At 54.8% G+C, this 15,774-nt stretch carries 21 protein-coding genes; 3 read left to right on the top strand and 18 right to left on the bottom strand.

Annotation, left to right across the window (positions count from 1 at the left end):
- Positions 1-6: 6 nt before the first annotated feature.
- From J8X26_RS03330 to J8X26_RS03250, 17 genes are all read right to left on the bottom strand, one after another.
- Entirely contained in the window at positions 7-597 is a 591-nt protein-coding gene (locus J8X26_RS03330) for a phage tail protein (RefSeq protein WP_208950160.1), read from the bottom strand.
- Positions 590-1,774, bottom strand: a complete 1,185-nt coding sequence (locus J8X26_RS03325; protein ID WP_208950159.1) for a baseplate J/gp47 family protein — start codon at positions 1,772-1,774, stop codon at positions 590-592. The genes J8X26_RS03330 and J8X26_RS03325 overlap by 8 nt, the downstream gene beginning before the upstream one ends.
- A complete protein-coding gene (locus tag J8X26_RS03320; RefSeq protein ID WP_208950158.1) occupies positions 1,767-2,102 on the bottom strand; it encodes a DUF2590 family protein in 336 nt (111 codons plus the stop codon). Before J8X26_RS03320 ends, J8X26_RS03325 begins: the two co-directional genes overlap by 8 nt.
- Positions 2,099-4,180: a phage tail tape measure protein gene (locus J8X26_RS03315; RefSeq protein ID WP_208950157.1), complete on the bottom strand. Its 2,082-nt coding sequence runs from the start codon at positions 4,178-4,180 to the stop codon at positions 2,099-2,101. The genes J8X26_RS03320 and J8X26_RS03315 overlap by 4 nt, the downstream gene beginning before the upstream one ends.
- A gap of 1 nt (position 4,181) precedes the next feature.
- Positions 4,182-4,325, bottom strand: a complete 144-nt coding sequence (locus J8X26_RS03310) for a hypothetical protein (protein ID WP_208950178.1) — start codon at positions 4,323-4,325, stop codon at positions 4,182-4,184.
- A 44-nt stretch (positions 4,326-4,369) separates the two neighbouring features.
- A complete protein-coding gene (locus tag J8X26_RS03305; protein WP_208950156.1) occupies positions 4,370-4,645 on the bottom strand; it encodes a putative phage tail assembly chaperone in 276 nt (91 codons plus the stop codon).
- Between the two features lie 102 nt (positions 4,646-4,747).
- Positions 4,748-5,134: a hypothetical protein gene (locus tag J8X26_RS03300; protein ID WP_208950155.1), complete on the bottom strand. Its 387-nt coding sequence runs from the start codon at positions 5,132-5,134 to the stop codon at positions 4,748-4,750.
- Complete coding sequence (locus J8X26_RS03295) at positions 5,134-5,475, bottom strand: M15 family metallopeptidase (protein ID WP_208950154.1); 342 nt, start codon at positions 5,473-5,475, stop codon at positions 5,134-5,136. The genes J8X26_RS03300 and J8X26_RS03295 overlap by 1 nt, the downstream gene beginning before the upstream one ends.
- A gap of 11 nt (positions 5,476-5,486) precedes the next feature.
- Complete coding sequence (locus J8X26_RS03290) at positions 5,487-5,825, bottom strand: phage holin, lambda family (RefSeq protein ID WP_208950153.1); 339 nt, start codon at positions 5,823-5,825, stop codon at positions 5,487-5,489.
- 4 nt (positions 5,826-5,829) lie between these two features.
- The gene (locus tag J8X26_RS03285; protein WP_208950152.1) at positions 5,830-6,285 is read right to left on the bottom strand and encodes a phage protein; all 456 of its coding nucleotides are present in this window, start codon (positions 6,283-6,285) and stop codon (positions 5,830-5,832) included.
- A gap of 3 nt (positions 6,286-6,288) precedes the next feature.
- Positions 6,289-7,425, bottom strand: coding sequence for a DUF2586 domain-containing protein (locus tag J8X26_RS03280; protein WP_208950151.1), 1,137 nt, complete (start codon positions 7,423-7,425; stop codon positions 6,289-6,291).
- Positions 7,426-7,427: 2 nt separating this feature from the next.
- Positions 7,428-8,126 carry a hypothetical protein gene (locus tag J8X26_RS03275; RefSeq protein ID WP_208950176.1) on the bottom strand — a complete coding sequence of 233 codons (699 nt, stop codon included), beginning with the start codon at positions 8,124-8,126 and terminating at the stop codon, positions 7,428-7,430.
- Positions 8,120-8,596 (bottom strand): phage tail protein, encoded by a 477-nt coding sequence (locus J8X26_RS03270; RefSeq protein ID WP_208950150.1) that lies wholly within the window; start codon positions 8,594-8,596, stop codon positions 8,120-8,122. The genes J8X26_RS03275 and J8X26_RS03270 overlap by 7 nt, the downstream gene beginning before the upstream one ends.
- Entirely contained in the window at positions 8,593-9,066 is a 474-nt protein-coding gene (locus J8X26_RS03265; RefSeq protein ID WP_208950149.1) for a head completion/stabilization protein, read from the bottom strand. The genes J8X26_RS03270 and J8X26_RS03265 overlap by 4 nt, the downstream gene beginning before the upstream one ends.
- Before the next feature lie 104 nt (positions 9,067-9,170).
- Positions 9,171-9,875 (bottom strand): phage terminase small subunit, encoded by a 705-nt coding sequence (gene gpM / locus J8X26_RS03260; protein ID WP_208950148.1) that lies wholly within the window; start codon positions 9,873-9,875, stop codon positions 9,171-9,173.
- Between the two features lie 4 nt (positions 9,876-9,879).
- Positions 9,880-10,914, bottom strand: a complete 1,035-nt coding sequence (locus J8X26_RS03255) for a phage major capsid protein, P2 family (RefSeq protein ID WP_208950147.1) — start codon at positions 10,912-10,914, stop codon at positions 9,880-9,882.
- Between the two features lie 32 nt (positions 10,915-10,946).
- Entirely contained in the window at positions 10,947-12,020 is a 1,074-nt protein-coding gene (locus J8X26_RS03250; RefSeq protein ID WP_208950146.1) for a GPO family capsid scaffolding protein, read from the bottom strand.
- A gap of 177 nt (positions 12,021-12,197) precedes the next feature.
- On the opposite strand from J8X26_RS03250, the gene J8X26_RS03245 reads away from it, so the two are divergent.
- The 3 genes from J8X26_RS03245 to J8X26_RS03235 are packed head-to-tail and all read left to right on the top strand — an operon-like array spanning position 12,198 to position 15,393.
- A complete protein-coding gene (locus J8X26_RS03245) occupies positions 12,198-14,006 on the top strand; it encodes a terminase large subunit domain-containing protein (RefSeq protein ID WP_208950145.1) in 1,809 nt (602 codons plus the stop codon).
- Complete coding sequence (locus J8X26_RS03240; protein WP_208950144.1) at positions 14,003-15,070, top strand: phage portal protein; 1,068 nt, start codon at positions 14,003-14,005, stop codon at positions 15,068-15,070. Before J8X26_RS03245 ends, J8X26_RS03240 begins: the two co-directional genes overlap by 4 nt.
- A gap of 56 nt (positions 15,071-15,126) precedes the next feature.
- Entirely contained in the window at positions 15,127-15,393 is a 267-nt protein-coding gene (locus J8X26_RS03235; protein WP_208950143.1) for an ogr/Delta-like zinc finger family protein, read from the top strand.
- Between the two features lie 54 nt (positions 15,394-15,447).
- Here J8X26_RS03235 and J8X26_RS03230 read toward each other — a convergent pair whose 3' ends face one another.
- Positions 15,448-15,768 (bottom strand): hypothetical protein, encoded by a 321-nt coding sequence (locus J8X26_RS03230; RefSeq protein ID WP_208950142.1) that lies wholly within the window; start codon positions 15,766-15,768, stop codon positions 15,448-15,450.
- Positions 15,769-15,774 lie beyond the last annotated feature (6 nt).

The following is a 15,774-nucleotide window of genomic DNA, read 5'->3' as shown; positions in this document are numbered from 1 at the left end:
CTTCCCCTACAAACTTGCGCTAAATGTTGCGCTTGATGTTGTGTCTACGTCGCCCAGCGTGGCCGGGTAGCAAATATATTCACCCTGATACCAGCCGATGTTGATATGCACCGTCAGGGTTGTAATGACTTCGAACTGATAGCGGCGGCAGGTGCGGCCATATTTGCGAATAATCTCTAAAAGCAGGTCGCTATTGTTCGCAACCTGGCTATCTGTTACCCGCACGACAATGACGTCCCAGTCCAGCCCTTCCTGACGTTCCAGCAATTCGACATAACCAATACCCAGGCGACTGAAAATTGCAATAAATCCGGCCACCTCGCCCGCCTGCTGGGCGTTGATAAAGGCGAAATTCACCCGCTTGCGGTACAGTTCCAGCGGCTCACCGTCAAAACGGGTGATGTCGCGCTCCCAGGCAATCAGGTTTAACAACGGTTCAGCGCAGGTCAGCGGGTCGAACTGGCGAAGCGGCCAGGTGATCCAGTCATAAACGGTTGACCAAAACCGCACGCAGGCCCGCAATAATTTGGCCGGTTCGCCTGCGTCCATCCAGGACGGCAGTTTCAGGCTTTTAAGCTGGGTTAGAAAATCAGTCATTGATAATCTCCACTGTCAGGGATTCCAGGCGCGGGACGGTTAATTCGCTGATGATGTCCGTAAGCGAAAAGCTCAGGGAATCAATAACCGAAAATGTTTTGTGCAATTCGCGGCCCAGATTGGAGAATGAGAACCGCGCATAAGGCCAGGTCTTTTTGACGTCATAATTGGCATTTTCCCGGAAGGCGCAGCGGATAAGATTGGTGACGCCGGATTGCAGTTCATCCAGTTCTTCCGCCGTCATGTTCTCTTTGCTCAGGACAAACACCGTGACGGCCAGTGTGTGGGTCGTTTCCGGCATGGCAAAACACTGCAAATCATCGCCGTGGCCGTGGTGGCCCTGGGTGTTAACGTAGTCATTGACCGCGTCGATAAAAGGCTGTGACGTCTCGCCGCTGTCGAGTAATAAATAGGCGTTTGCGGTACCTGGGCCGCGCGGGGCGTCATGCAAAAAGAAAATGCGGTCGACGCTCAGGCCCACAATGCTGGCTATCATGCTGCGGTAAATGGCATCCGTATGGTAATTTCCCACCAGGTTGAACTGGTTGCGGGTGCGGTCGCGCAGCTCGTCGTCGGTTTCTTCATCGGCGCCCGGCGTGGTTAACCAATCGTCTTCATTCACCACGCTGGCAATCCCGGCCACGGCCACCGGCAGAATGCGGTAATAACCCGGTGCAAGGTTGTAGCCGCTGCCGGTACCGGTGGCGGTCACAGCAACCAAGCCACTTTCGACACCTTCGGGCAACGTGGTGTCCTGGCTGACGGCCAGCGCATACACCACGCCGTTAATGCGCTCAGTCTGGATAATCGTCCCGGCTGTGATGGTCACCGCGTTGGCCGGTGTGGATTTATAAAAGCGTAGGGTGCCCGCTGCCGCGCTGGCGGGTTTGACTTCAATATTCACCGCCCAGGCTAACAGGCGCAGCATCGGGCCGGTGGCGGTCGCCACAAACATATTCGTTAAAACGACGCTGACCAGGGCATCTTTCAGCCATAACACCGGCGTGCTGACAATCTTGTTAATCAGCCGCCAGAACGGCGACATGCGCGACGTATTCGTCACGTAATTTTCATCAGCGACAATGGTTTTAAACGCCGCGCCGATTTCGTCTTCCGTGGTCGGCATCCCGCTATCACGCAAAATTTGCTCAAAATCGACGGTTGGTTTTTCAGACATAATTAACTCCCTGGCCGACATCGCCGAAATCATAGGTTTCAGCGGTAACGTAAAGGCGTGACAAGTTTTCTTCTGTAATCACAATCGTGCCCGGAATAAGTCGGGTGTCGCTTTCCACTAGCAACGTCAGCTGTGTAATGACATCGCCGCGCAGGGTCGGGCTGCGTTCGCCAATCAGTTTCGACGTGATGCCACTTTCTAAAATGCTGTGAATAATGTCCTGTCCGATGCTGGCCTGGTTGTTACACAGCTGCGGCTCATTGCCGGAATCCAGGGTGAAATCCCCGTGAGTTATCAGCAAATCAATGTAAATCAGTGTATCGCTCATCCTGCGTTCATCTCTTGCCATTCGGCCAGCTGGCCGGGGGTGATGCCGTTTGGCGCATTAATGTAGGTGTCACCCCATGTTTTGCGGCTGTCGACAACGGTTTTATTGTCGGATTTAACCTGGCTCATTAGCCCGTCGCGGGGGATCGCCGAACCGGTTGTGTTGCCGGTTAGCAGTGATGTGCCGTTTAGCTGCGGGGCCGTCGTGGTGCCGACGTTGGTCGCCGCCGTGGTTTTCAGGTCGATATTGACGCCGGGCAGGTTATTTAACTTTTCGGCAATCCAGTTGTACGTCGCGGTAAAGCTGTTTTTCAGGACATTAAACAGGCCGCTGAAAATATTGCCGATGGCCTCGGAAAACCCTTCAAATGCGGTCACTGGTGACAATCCGGTAAAGAATTTCACCACAGCATCCCAGCCCTGGGCGATGGAATCCCAGACGCTTGAAAAGACCTTGCCGACCTGTCCGGCCATATCCATAACCCAGGCAAAAGCGGCGGTTTCCATAATGGCGGTTTTCAGTTCATCCCAGTGCGTCACCACATACCAGATACCCACGGCCAGCGCTGCCAGCGCGGCAATAATTAAAGTGATCGGGCTGGTCAAAATCTGCATGGCGACACCGGCGAACATGGTCGCCACGCCATAAATACGCATGGCAATGGCCCCGGCTTTTAGTACCGCGTTCCAGGCAAACAGTGCCACGCGGCAGACGCCTGTCCACACGGCCAGTAATTTGGACTGGATCCACAGACCGGCCAGACCGATACGGGTCATAAGCAGGGACGGGCGCAGCAAATTCAGCGTAAAGGTGAGCATCTTCCAGGCGGTGACCAGTAATTTGGAAATCCCGGTCAGGCCCATCATGGTGAAGCCAAATACCCCCATCGCGATATTTGCCGCCGCGCCGACTAAACCAAATGACAGTACGGCAAGCGTGATGTAACCCAGCCAGCGGGCAATGTTGGGGAACATGTCCAGCCAGCGGGCGAATTTGGCCCCGACGTCGGCTACGCGGTTAATCAGCGGGGTGAGGATGGGCAACAAAGTGTTACCGATTGCGACGCGTATCGCGAAAAACGACGCGGTGATGCGCTCCCAGGGTTTCGCCATTTTGGCGGCCATTTCCTCGGCACGCTTCATGCCGTCATTGCGGCCCAGTTCGCTGATGCTGCGATTTAAAATATTCTGCTGGCCGTAAAGCTTTTTAATGACGTCGGCACCACCACCGAAAGCGGCGTCTAAATCTTGCTGTGCCTTGACGTTGCCTTCGATGCTCTTGCCGTATTTGTCTTGCAGCTTTTGCAAAATGTCGCCCATTGGCAGCATTTTGCCGGTGGCATCGACAAAGCTCATGCCCAGCTTTCGGGCCGCGGCGGGCGCACTGCGCAGGAACTGTTCGTAAATGCCGCTGGATTCAGTGCCGAGCGTGCGTGACAAGTTGCCCAGCACGGCGAACTGTTCGTCCATGCTGACGCCAAAGTCTGCCCCAGCTTTTTTAGTGCCTTCGATAAGCTCTTGCATGGTCTGCATTTTGACGCCGAAGTTTTGCACCATGTAGGCGGTTTTCCCCGCCAGTTCTTCGGCAAATCTCACGTGTCCCAGGCTGGATAGTTCACTGTTGAAGCGGGACGCCATCGCGCTGATGTATTCCCCAGCCTCTTCGCCGCTGGCTTTAACCCCTGCGGCCAGCGTGTTGGCGGCCAGCGTGACGCGCGGTAAATCCTGGTCAGCGAGTCCGGCCATCGCGCCTTTTATGGCATAGCTGGAATTGACTACGTCGACCGCACTTTTGCCGTAGCGGATACTGAATTTAAGCGCGGCGGAGGACAGCTTATTGAGCGTATCCTCCGCCACGCCCTTGGCGCCGAGTTCATTCAAGGCCGCTTTCATTTCCGACGCGGGGCCGAGTACGCCCCTGATGGATTGCGCAACTGCCCACACGGCAGCAGTTCCGATGCCGATTTTCCCGAAAGATGCCTGCGATTTTTCAGCGAAACCTTTCAGCGACGACTGGGCCGTTTTTAGCGGTCGCGTCAGCTTGTCGATTAGGCTCAAAGTAAAATCTAAGTGACTCATGTCAGGTTCCGTTAAGGGCTATCGCTATTCCCTCCGCCGTTTTATAGGCTTTGGTCTTTGCAAAATACTCGTCAAGCCACAACGCGCGGGCGAGATTTTCTTCGGTGTCGTCTTCGTGTGGCAGATAGTAGCGGCGCAGCGTCAAATACTGTTCCAGGGCATTCGCCCGGATGGCCGCTACCCGCGCCGTCAGTTTTTTATTTCAATCTCAACCTGTGGCGAGTAAATCGAATTCACCTTCTCGGCGATTTGCAGTTCAACGCCCGGATAGTCGTCAATCAGCTGCGTGAGTGCGTCCTTAAAGTCGGGCGACACAATACGGCCCAAATACGTGACCATTGGCGCCATTTTGTTGGTCGCGGTGACTTCATTCATCAGGCCATTAAACGCGGTTTTGTTCGGTTCGAACGTCAGTTCAACACCGGCCACGGTCATGGAAATGGTTTTATTTTTTTGGTTACTCATTGGTCTAAATCCTTTCGTTGTCGGATGATGCCCACCAGGGCGTTATGTCGTGCGGCGCAGTCGGTATACAGCTGGATATACCGCGATAACGCCGCGTCAAAATCAGCGCCGGTTTTGCCCGCCAGTCGTGGCAGGGTAACCGGGCACAATGTCAGCTGGTTTTCCTGATAAGGTTCGCTCGGCCTGATCAACACTCTGGTTGAACACCCGGACATACTCGTCAGTAGCGCAAACATTGGTAAACACCGGCTTAATAATTTCCGTGCGGATTTCCCGCTCGGTGTGGGTTTCATTGGCTTTTAACTCCGCGATTTTGGCTTCCAATACCTGGCCGGATTGCCTTGTCACTTCGGTGACAACCTGGCGGGTTTGCTCTGCTGACCGGTTTGCGTCCCGTTCTAATTTTGCGTCCCGCAAATCGTGAGCAGTCCAGCCCATATAGGCACCGGCCGCTAAGAGGAACAAATACCACCACAGGTCACGCAGCATTAGCGGACCCCGTTATGTTCAAGGCTAAAGTGATTGCCGTCCGGGTTGGTCTTGAATCGCCCGCCCCAACTGCCGCCCAGGCTTTCCCAGAATTCACCCAGCGGTGTGAATGCGGTGCTGTCGGTCTGCCAGGTGCCGTTGATAAACAGATTAAAATCCACGGCCAGGCGTTGGGTGTGCAGGCTATTGGCGATACCGGCGCCGGATGTTGCATTCAGTTTTGCCTGTTCCGGGGTGCGGTAGGCTTCGCCGAATGTCAGGGCAAAGCCGTTGGCATACGCCCAGGCAATCAGCAGGCCGACCATGCGGGTAAACTCTTGTTGTTTTTCGCCTAATGTCATGATGAAACACCTTATTTAGGTTGATTGTTGCCACCGTCCGCGCCGGTGCGGCGTTCTACGATGGCTAAAATAATGTCGCGCAATTTGTCGGCACCGATAAAACCGATAACCGGGCCAATGACCGGGGCCACATCCTTGGTAAACCCGATAGAGTCCAGGACGCCGCCCAGGCTCAGGGCGATAACGGCGCACACGCAACCGCCCATCAGCGAATAAATCCAGCGTTTACCGTCTCGCAGCGACATGATCGCGGCGATAGAAAAGGCGCTCGCCGCCGTGTAAACAATTGGGGCGTTGTCAGCAACCCACTTGACGGATTCCGCAAGGAATTCGGACGGGCTGTATTGCATGGCGTTATCCTTTCAGGTCGCGCGTATCGCGGGCTGACAGATACGGCACGCCATCAATCGCCACAAAATCCGGGCTGGTGACCATGAATTTAATTTTCTTCGTGGTCTTGTTGGCCTCAGACGGTGCGATGTTGACCAGGTCGGACAGCGTCGGCACGCAGCCGAATACCTCGATTTTTTCTTCCTCGTCGCCCGCGTTGGCATAAAACAGAAAGTCTTTCGCGGCGATAGCTCGCCAGGAACCTGCCGCGCGGGCCACTGCCGTGAATTTTTTGAAATTCAGGGAATCGACTTCGATTTCAACATCTGCCGAGACTGATCCTTTGACGTGGCCGTTGGGCACGCCGCGCGTCTGTACGGCGGCGCTGTTGTCGGTGATGGTCACCGTGGCGTTTTCGACGTGGATCATGACGCTGTCATAGTTCACATCGAACGACCCGCCGCTAATGCGTTCTGTCATGGGTTAGCTCTCCAGAGAGGTGTCGAGTTCGATACTGACCGCGATTTCTTTCGCGCTTTCGTACGGACGCACTTTGATAAAAATTTGCACCTTGACGCTACTCGCCCAGGTAATGCTGATGTCCCCGTCTTGCGGTGGTTTTACTTCCCCTGGGAATTCAATCCCGTTGATTTGGGAGGTGATCGCCATTTCGCGCAGCGGCTTGCCGAAATACGTCACATGGGCCGCGATACTGCCTGGCGTGCTGTTTAGCGAACGATCGGCGATTTTCGGGATAGCACGCAAACGGACGCGGCGGGAGGCTTTATCGACGATGCGCACATTCTCAATGGTCTGGTAATCGCCACCTTCCACGTCCAGGGTGCAGCCGTCCGCCCAATAGATACCGTCAAAATCGTGGTACCACATCGGTACGCTGAAACGGTTGGTGTTGAGGGCCTGCAAGATGGCTAAGTCCAGCTCCACGCCGTCGCCGTCTTTGGGCAGGGCGTCACTGCCGAGTGCTGTCACAGCCCCCGTTGCCACGCGGGCCGGACTGTCTGCAACGGTCACCGAACGGTTGCACAGGCGACCGGCCAGAACGCCGGGTTCATTACCCCACAGGCGCGGAACCAGTTGGACGCCTGGGGAGGCAATGCCCTGTTGCAGAGTGGTCATGCGGGCTAAATAATCCGACCAGGACTCCTCCGCATCTGGTCCGCTGACGGCCAGCAGGAACCACACGAACCGGCCAAAATTGGCTTTCAGCGTGTTGCGCATTTCGGTGGCCCGGTTAATGGTGGCTGTGAGGACGGTATCAAACGCCAGGACAATACCTTCAACCGATGCAACGTTCTGGGCGGATTGAATGGCCGCCGTCCAGTCCGCATCCGGCACGTCTTTTTCAATATCGGGTTCAGGCATGACATGCACGTAGGCGAACCAGTTTTGTCCGGCATTGTTCGCAGCAGCGATAACCAGCGATTTCAGCTGGCTGTCGTCAGCGCCCAGCGCCGTGTCCAGGTCGCTGCCGGTATTTAATGCCTGTGTTTTCCCGATGTTGGTTTTGCCATAACCGACAAACAAAACGACGCGCTCGACGTCGGTCGTGGTGCCGTTAAAGCGGTTAATCTGGTCAATGTTGATATTGGGCCAGGTCATGATTACCCCCTGATGTCCTGCGCGTTGACGTCCCAGCCGAAGCCAATCGCCTGCAATTGCCGCGCAAGTATTTTGTTAAATTCGTCGTTGCTGACGCCTAAAAATACGCGCCCCGGTATGTCGATTGTCCAGGTGCGTTTTGACGGTGTGCCCCGCAGTTTTTTAATCAATAAACCCGCCTGGGCCATGCTCATTTTTGCCACGATGTATTTGCTCGACGGCTTAATCCAGCGCTTGCCCTGGCGAATTTTGTACCCCAGCGCACGCAGCTTTTTGGCCTGTCGCGGTAGTGCCGGGCGGTTGGTTTGCGACTTTCTCGGCGCACTACTGGCATTCATCTGAATATGGGCGCCGTCCTGCTGCACGGCGCCGACCAGACCCGCCGCAATCGGCTTCGCCCCGTTGCGATAATTCCCGCCCTTGAGGTAAATCCGCACGCCCTGGATTTCCGGCATTTCCCGCACGGCCAGCAGCTTGGGCAGGCCGCGCAGCATCTTGCCTTTGCCACGCTTTCGCGGTGACCACGGCGTCCCGTCCGGGTCTGCCTGGTTCCGCTGGTTGCGTTTGGCCGCCACGATGATGCCGAGTTTGGCGATACGCCATAACAGGCGCTGGCGTTTCTTCGGCGGCAGGTCAGCGGCGGCCAGCGCAGCACGCATCTGTTTCAGCTGACGCTGATTCAGTTCGCCGCGGATCACGATTCGCCCGCTATCTGGGTAATGACTTCGACTTCCGTCGCTGTCCATATTTCAGGATTGACCACATCCCAGCGCTTGCCCCGAAACGGCACGGCGCCGTTGTCGGTCGGCGTGATGATGATAGGGTCTGCCAGGGCGACGACGATTTCCAAGATGCACGCGTCTTCATCATCAAACTCCGGGTCGACCGTGGGGTCGGCGAGATTGAGTTCGTCGTGCAGTTCGTTGGCGTGGTCTTCAATCCAGGCCAACACCAGCGCATACACCACGCCGGGGGAATAACGGCGGTACGGAAAATTGTCCCAGGACAAACGACCGTTATAGCGAAAAACGCCAACGCGACGCTGACCTAGCCCCAGGGCTTTGCCGCTGCGAGTGATTTCGCAATCGTCCATCGTGCTTTGAAACATTTGCATGGCATCAGGCGGCAGGTTGGCGGTAAGAAAAGCCGTCAGGTCGTCTAATTGGCTCATATCAAATGCACCCCGACGCGCGGCAGCTGCAACATGTTGCGCATGACATACGCCGCCTCAGCCAGCAGGTTGGCGCGGGTGTCTGTGCTTTCCTGCCCAGGGTGTGATTCCCTGCGCCCGATAGCGGCAAATTCACCCAATAAATCGGCTTTTGCCCTGGCATAGACGGCCTTTTTGTACTGGGCTGTCAGCTGATTCTCGGCGCCCATCTTCGCGCCGGGCACGTCTTTGGCCTGGGTACATCCTTTGCCCGTCCAGTACGTAACCACATCGCCTAATGTGCTGTTTACCTCGGCAATGGCCGCCAGCACGGCGACGCCTGCAATTTCTGGCGGCAGGTCGGCGGGGATGGTGCGCGTTTTTTGAAACTCGGCGAGATTCAAATCCGGCCAGAACGCCACACCGTTGGTGATGGCATCGTCCTGATATCCCACCGGCCTGCCGCTGATGCTGAAACTCGGGCTGTTCATCGGGTACACCTCAAAAATGTGAGAAGCGGGCTAACGGTTTCCACGGCCAAAAAGCCTTACGGGCTTTATGCCTCCACCGCGCCCGCCCCGGCTTGCGGTAGTCTTTACAGCGCGACCAGGCTGTTAATGCGGGCCTGAATTTTCGTGCGCATGGTTTTTACACCGGCGTTTCGGTTGTACTTTTCCGCCTGGGCAAGCAGCGCGTCGGCCTGTTCCAGCGTGTCGACATCTTCCACGGCGGTGGCACGCGGTGCGCCGTTCTCGTCGCGCAGCATGTACAGCCCGGCGAACTTGAACCATTTGGCGTTGATGTCTTCATGCAACCGCCACTTGTCGCGGATGTTGTTAAACGTTCGCGTAAAGTACGGTTCTATGCTGTGGCCTGCGGCGGCTTCGTTGATGGCCCATTCCATGACGGTATCAGCCACAAACGCCGGTAACGTGGTTTTGAAGTTTTCCGGCGTCGCCTGACCTTCGGCGATGGCGATATCTGCCCAGTCGAGCGCCTTTTCCATTTCCCCGGTGTCAAACAGCCAGACAACGCAGTACACCAGGGCCGGATTTGCATAACGCTTATCACCGGCGAGGTAGGCTTCCACCGTTGGCAACCAGCGCGGCAGCAGTTCGTCCCGCTTCATTTCGATGCGGTCTTCCGTACGCGGCAGGCTGCGCAGCTGTGCGACGTCGCTTTCCAGTTCCAGCTTTTGCAGGTGGAAACTGGCCGGTGAGGCTGTCAGCGCTTCGCGGTTGTCCAGTGCCTGCGAGGCTTTAACGCGGGCGCGGTGACGTTGACACGGGGACATGGCCATAGCGTTACTCTCCGCCTTCTTCTGGTGGGGTGACCGGTTCCGCGAGCGTGATTTTGTCGAACGCGGCGTACAGTTCGTCGTGCTCAACCGCGTAGCCTTCCATGCGCAGATAGCTGTTTTCGAACTGTTTGCGGTCGTCGCTCCAGTCTGCTTTACGCTTGCGGGTACCGCCCTGTGTATAGATATGCAGGTTGTCCAGCGTGGTGATGATCAAACGGCCTTCCGGCATAAATGGCGGGGTGTAAACGTCCAGCCCAGCAATCTGGCGGTTCATCAGCTGCGCGGCCACTTTCTCGGTTGGACGGTCGACCATGTTCATCATGGTGGTGGCGTCTTTGCCGATGAGGTCACCGGAAATCAGCACGCACAGGCGTGGATCATTACGGAATTGTTCCAGGATGCAGGCGTGAAGCAGGTCAGTGACCGCCGCGTCTAAGGACACGAAATCGGCGCCTGTGCCGCCCAGGGTGACGGTGTCGGCAATAATCTGGGCCGGTGTGCGGTCTTTCACGATTTTGTGCCAGCCGATGTTGACGTCTTCACCGTTCGGGTTTTTGTCCGGGTCGGTGTCTTCGGCGGCGCTGATACCGTTGAACGCGACGCGCAGCATGTCGAGCGCAAAGGATTCATTGCTGAACGCCTGGATGCGCTGGAAGAATTCGTCTTCGCTGCCGGAGTTCGCCCAGTTGGTCAGGGTGTTGTAATCCAGGTATGAACCGGAATCCGTTTCATAAAGCTTGTACTCGTTACCGTCCACGCCCAGCGGGCGGCTGAAACGGCCATTTTTTTTACGACCGGTATAAATGCCGGGCTTACCGGTGCTAATAACTTGACCAGTAGTCTGACTGACGTCGGTAACGTTAATCAGGCGCAGGAAATCCGAACGCTCAAGTAAGGCGTCGCGCAGGGCTGTTTCTTTTGGCGGGGTGATCGCGAAAAACTTTGCGGTATCACGCACGCCGTAAGAACTAGCCAGGGCAGCGGTAAACTTGAGTAGCCGCTCCTCTGCTCGGGGGGATAATTGCTGGTTGTGGTGCATGGTGTTTTCCTTAAAATCTGGGCAAAAACGCCTTAAACGAGTTCGCGCGGTTTGTTACTACCACCTGGAGCATTGCCTGGGCGTCGCGTTCCGCCACTTTCCTGGGCTGACAGCTTGGTCATGACGTTATTAAGCTGCGTGGACAGCTGGGTAAACGCGTCACTTTTAGATTTTTTACCAGGGCGGCGGGCACTGAACTGGCGACGTTCTCGGCGAGAATTTCGCGCCGGTTTTGACCTCACGTTAAACGCCTTCATGGCTTTCACCAGGTTGGCTTTTGCGACGGTAAATTCAGCCGCTTTGACTTCGTCGTCCGGGTTGTCTGCAACGTCAGCGGCAATTTCGGCGACCTGGTCGGCAGCATCGGCGATATCACTTGCGATATCGGCGACGACGTCGGCGGCCTGGTCTGGGTCGTCTACATCAGGGTCGTCGCCGGTGCTGGCGTCGCTCATGTCGGTGAGCATTTGCATCATTTGCTGCAAGAGGGCTTTTAATTCATCCATCTTTTGTTCCTCGCCCTCGTTGGGCTTGTCGGTGTTAGTGTTGGGTTCTGGCGTTGGCGTAAACTCTTTGCGGGTAGAAAATAATTTCCCCCAAAAAGAGGATTCTTTTTTCTGGGTCTTTAATTTACCCAGGCTGAAAGTTTCTAAACTTCCGCGTGCGGCGTCTTTTTCTTCACCCGCTAATTGGAATCTGATTTTTTCAGTACCAAGGCTTGCCGGAATATCCGTGACGGCCAAACCCATCAAATATTCGCGACCGCTTCCGGCAAAGTCGCCCATGAATTCAGCGGAGGTAAATAATTTTTGTCCATCTTCATTCGCGTAAATAAGAAAACGGTTAGGAATAAGCTGGGCATAAAGTTTTACAACGCCGTCCACGGTTTCTGTTTTTAATGCGTCAACCTCACCCAGATTGCAGGTGAACTCACGTTCGGCATATTCATATTGCGGGTGGTGCGGCCAAATCAGCGCGGTGTAGGTGTCGCGGCTGTAAGTTTCTGCCGCATCAATTAACCATTGCGCCTCAATGGTGCGACCGTCTACAGCCTGCCCCGATGTGGCAATGCACAGCCAATCGGTGCGGTAATTAGGTTGCGGCATAATTGACCTTAATAATGTAATGAATTTATCAGACGGTATTCTGTGGAAGGCAGTATTACGAATTGAGGAATAACGCGCACCCGCTTTATTTCGGGTGCATTCGGATATTAGGTATTAGCCGACTATTGCCGATATTTAATGATAAATGGCTTTGTTATCTCCCGTCATAATAGCCGCATGGCTAAATATTCAGATGAAATAAAAGAGGCGGCCCGCGCGTTATATATTAAACGCTGGCAGCCCAAAGACATTGCGCAGGAATTAAACCTCCCGCCGCGAACGGTTTACCATTGGGCGGACGTCGGCCAGTGGGCATCCCTGTTGCCTGTGGATTCCGTCGAACATGTGATCGCCCGGCGCATTGACCAGCTGACGCGCCGGGAGAAAAAAACCTCCCTGGAACTGGAAGAACTCCGCGACCTGGTCGCCCAGCACGTCAAACTGATGGCCCAGCATAATAAGCACGCCGAAAAGATGGCCGAGATTAAGGCTAAAAGCGTGGTGAGCTATGGAGGTGACGGCTTCGACGGCGCCGAACCCGGAGAAGGTCGCAAACGTAAATACAAAAAAAATGACGTGTCCGGCATCACGGCGGAAATGCTCGACGACTGGGCGCGCGAACACCTGTTCGACTATCAGCTGCATTGCCGTGACCATAAGGATGAAGACTGGCGGTTTATCCTCAAAAGCCGTCAGGTTGGCATGACTTACTATTTTGCCTGGGAAGCGTTCGAAGATGCCGTTATCAGCGGCGACAATCAGGTCTTTTTCTCAGCCTCCCGGGCACAGTCGGAAATTTTCCGCGAATACATCGTCCAGATTGCGCAGCAACATTTCGGCGTCACGCTGACCGGGAAAAATATCCGTCTCAGCAACGGCGCGATTCTGCGGTTCCTGTCGACCAATGCCAGCACGGCCCAGGGCTTTAACGGTCACCTGTATGGTGATGAAGTGTTTTGGATCCCGAAATTCACCCGCCTGCATGAAGTGGCGTCAGCAATGGCGACGCACAACAAATTTCGCACGACCTATTTTTCGACACCCAGCGCGAAGACCCACCAGGCGTATACCGTGTGGACGGGGGAAGCGTGGAGCGAGGACGACCCGACACGTAAAGGAAAAGTCTTCCCCAAAGAGAAGGCATTGCGTGAAGCGGGCATCCGCTGCCCGGATGAAATCTGGCGTTACATCATCACGATGGAAGACGCTATCGAAGGCGGACTCGCCGCCCTGGTCGATATCGAGCGACTTCGCAACAAGTACAACCCGACTGCCTTCGCCATGCTTTACATGTGCCAGTTCGTGGACAGCAAAGACGCCGTTTTCAAACTGGCGGCCCTGGTGGCCTGCGAGGTGGACGCGGGAACCTGGGGCGATTATGACCCGACCGCCGCCCGGCCATTTGGTAACCGGGAAGTGTGGGCCGGTTTCGACCCGTCGCGGTCGGGGGACAATTCCACCTTTGTGATAGTGGCCCCGCCGATTTTTGAGGGCGAGCGCTTCCGCGTTCTCGCCATATACCAATGGCAGGGGCTTAATTTCAGCTGGCAGGCCGAGCAGATAAAAGGACTAATGCGGCGGTTCAATATTACCTATATCGGTATCGACACGACCGGCATCGGGAAAGGCGTTTATGACCTGGTGACCAAGTTCGCGCCGCGCGAAGCCAACGCGATTTTATACAGTGTGGAAAGTAAAAATCGCCTGGTGATGAAGATGATAGACGTGGTGGAACGTAAGCGCATCGAATGGGCGAAGGATGCCCAGGACGAAACCAATAAAGAGCGGGCCGAAATACCGGCCAGCTTTATGGCAATACGCCGAACCACGACGGCCAGCGGCAACGCGCTGACGTTCGTCGCCGAACGCTCGGACGCCACCGGCCACGCGGACGTTTTCTTCGCCATTTCTCACGCCGTGATTAATGAACCTATCGACTACGAATTTGACCGCCCGTCAACCTGGGCCTTTGGACAAGCAGCATGACAACGAAACAGCGTAAGCAAAAAAAACATCACCGCGCCGCAGCTGCGCGACCGAAAGCGTTTTCATCAATGGCTGGTCAGGGGAGCGTGATCACCTTCGGTGAACCCGAACCCATTTTGACGACGGGTACGGATTACCTGAATATCTGGTATGACAACACCCACGACCATTGGAGTTTACCCATTGACCGCCTGGCCCTGGCACAGCTGCCAAATCTGAACGGCCAGCACGGCGGTGTGTTGTACGCCCGGCGCAACATGGTGGCCGGTGGCTACCTGGGCGGCGGGTTGAGCGGTGACCAGGTCGAGCAAATGGCGTTCGACTATCTAACATTCGGGGATGTGGGGATTCTCAAAATTCGTAATGTTTTCGGGGAGGTTATCGACTTGATGCCGCTGCCGTCGCTGTACCTACGTTGCAGAAAGGACGGGGCTTTTGCCGTGTTGCAGGAGGGGCCGCCGCTGATTTATGACTCGCGCGATGTAGTGTTTTTCAAAATGTATGACCCGCGCCAACAAGTTTACGGTTTGCCGGACTATATCGGCGGCATTCATTCGGTGTTGTTAAACAGTGAAGCGACCATTTTCAGGCGTCGTTATTACAACAACGGCGCACACATGGGCTTTATCCTGTATGCCAATGACCCGAACATTACCGGGGAAGTGGAAGCCGAAATTAAAACCAAGATTGAGCAGTCCAAAGGACTGGGCAATTTCCGCAATATGTTTATCAACATCCCGAAGGGCGACCCGGAAGGGGTCAAGTTGATACCTGTTGGTGAGGTAGCCGCAAAAGATGAATTTGCGAACATAAAGAGCATCACCGCCCAGGATATTTTAACCGCCCACCGGTTCCCATCTGGCCTGGCTGGTATCATCCCGACCAACGGCGCGGTCATGGGGAACCCGGAAACGGCTCGCAGTACCTACCGCAAAGACGAGGTGATCCCGTTACAACGTAAATTTATGAACGGTATCAACACAGACCGGGAAATTCCTCCACGGTTGCACCTGAATTTTGACGTTGAAATTCCTGTAATTGCCCCGGATAAGGGCGAAAAATGAGCGCGGATAAGCTAAAATCAGCCCAATTGTTGGCACTGGCGTGCGGGGTTGTAAATATGCGCATTTTTAAAATTAATTGCCCGGAGTGTGGATCACCGGCAATCATTCGTAAATCAGACTGGAAGGACAAAAAACTGGCGGATTTGTACTGCGCCTGTTCAGAAGTGGAGTGCGGCCATACGTTTGTTTTTAACGCGACATTCTCGCACTCACTGAGTCCCAGCGGGCTGACCGGCAACAAGCTGGTGAAATTCCTGATTGACCAGCTGAAACCGGACGAACGGCAGTTCGCGCTTAACCTGCTAAATGGGCAGGCTGTTTAAACAAAAAAACCCGCTATCAAGGCGGGGTTTTTCGTTATGGGGTGAGCAGCGTGCTTAAAACTTAATGCGCATAAAACGTTTTGCCCCCCAGTGACCTAAGCCAAAAATTGCTATTTTTGAAGAAAGATGGATATGGGTTTTTTCCTTTTCTTTGAATGTCTTCAATGCCGAAATTCTATGAAGCAAGGTTATATCCGGGAAAATGTCTACTGTGCCATTTTCATAAAATATTGGATGGTTATTATTAAAATTTTGAAACACTGCCTTTGCTGCCTGGTAACTATAGGTAAAGCAATCAGCCCGCACAGCTATATCCACCATGCGGCGGCGTTCCATTTCAGCATCAAATAAAAATTGAATATCTGCTTTTGTCATTTTGGC

Source organism: Rahnella sp. ChDrAdgB13, from assembly GCF_017655185.1.
GTDB classification, from domain to species: Bacteria; Pseudomonadota; Gammaproteobacteria; order Enterobacterales; family Enterobacteriaceae; genus Rahnella; species Rahnella contaminans.
This window is presented reverse-complemented; position numbering and strand designations above follow the sequence as displayed.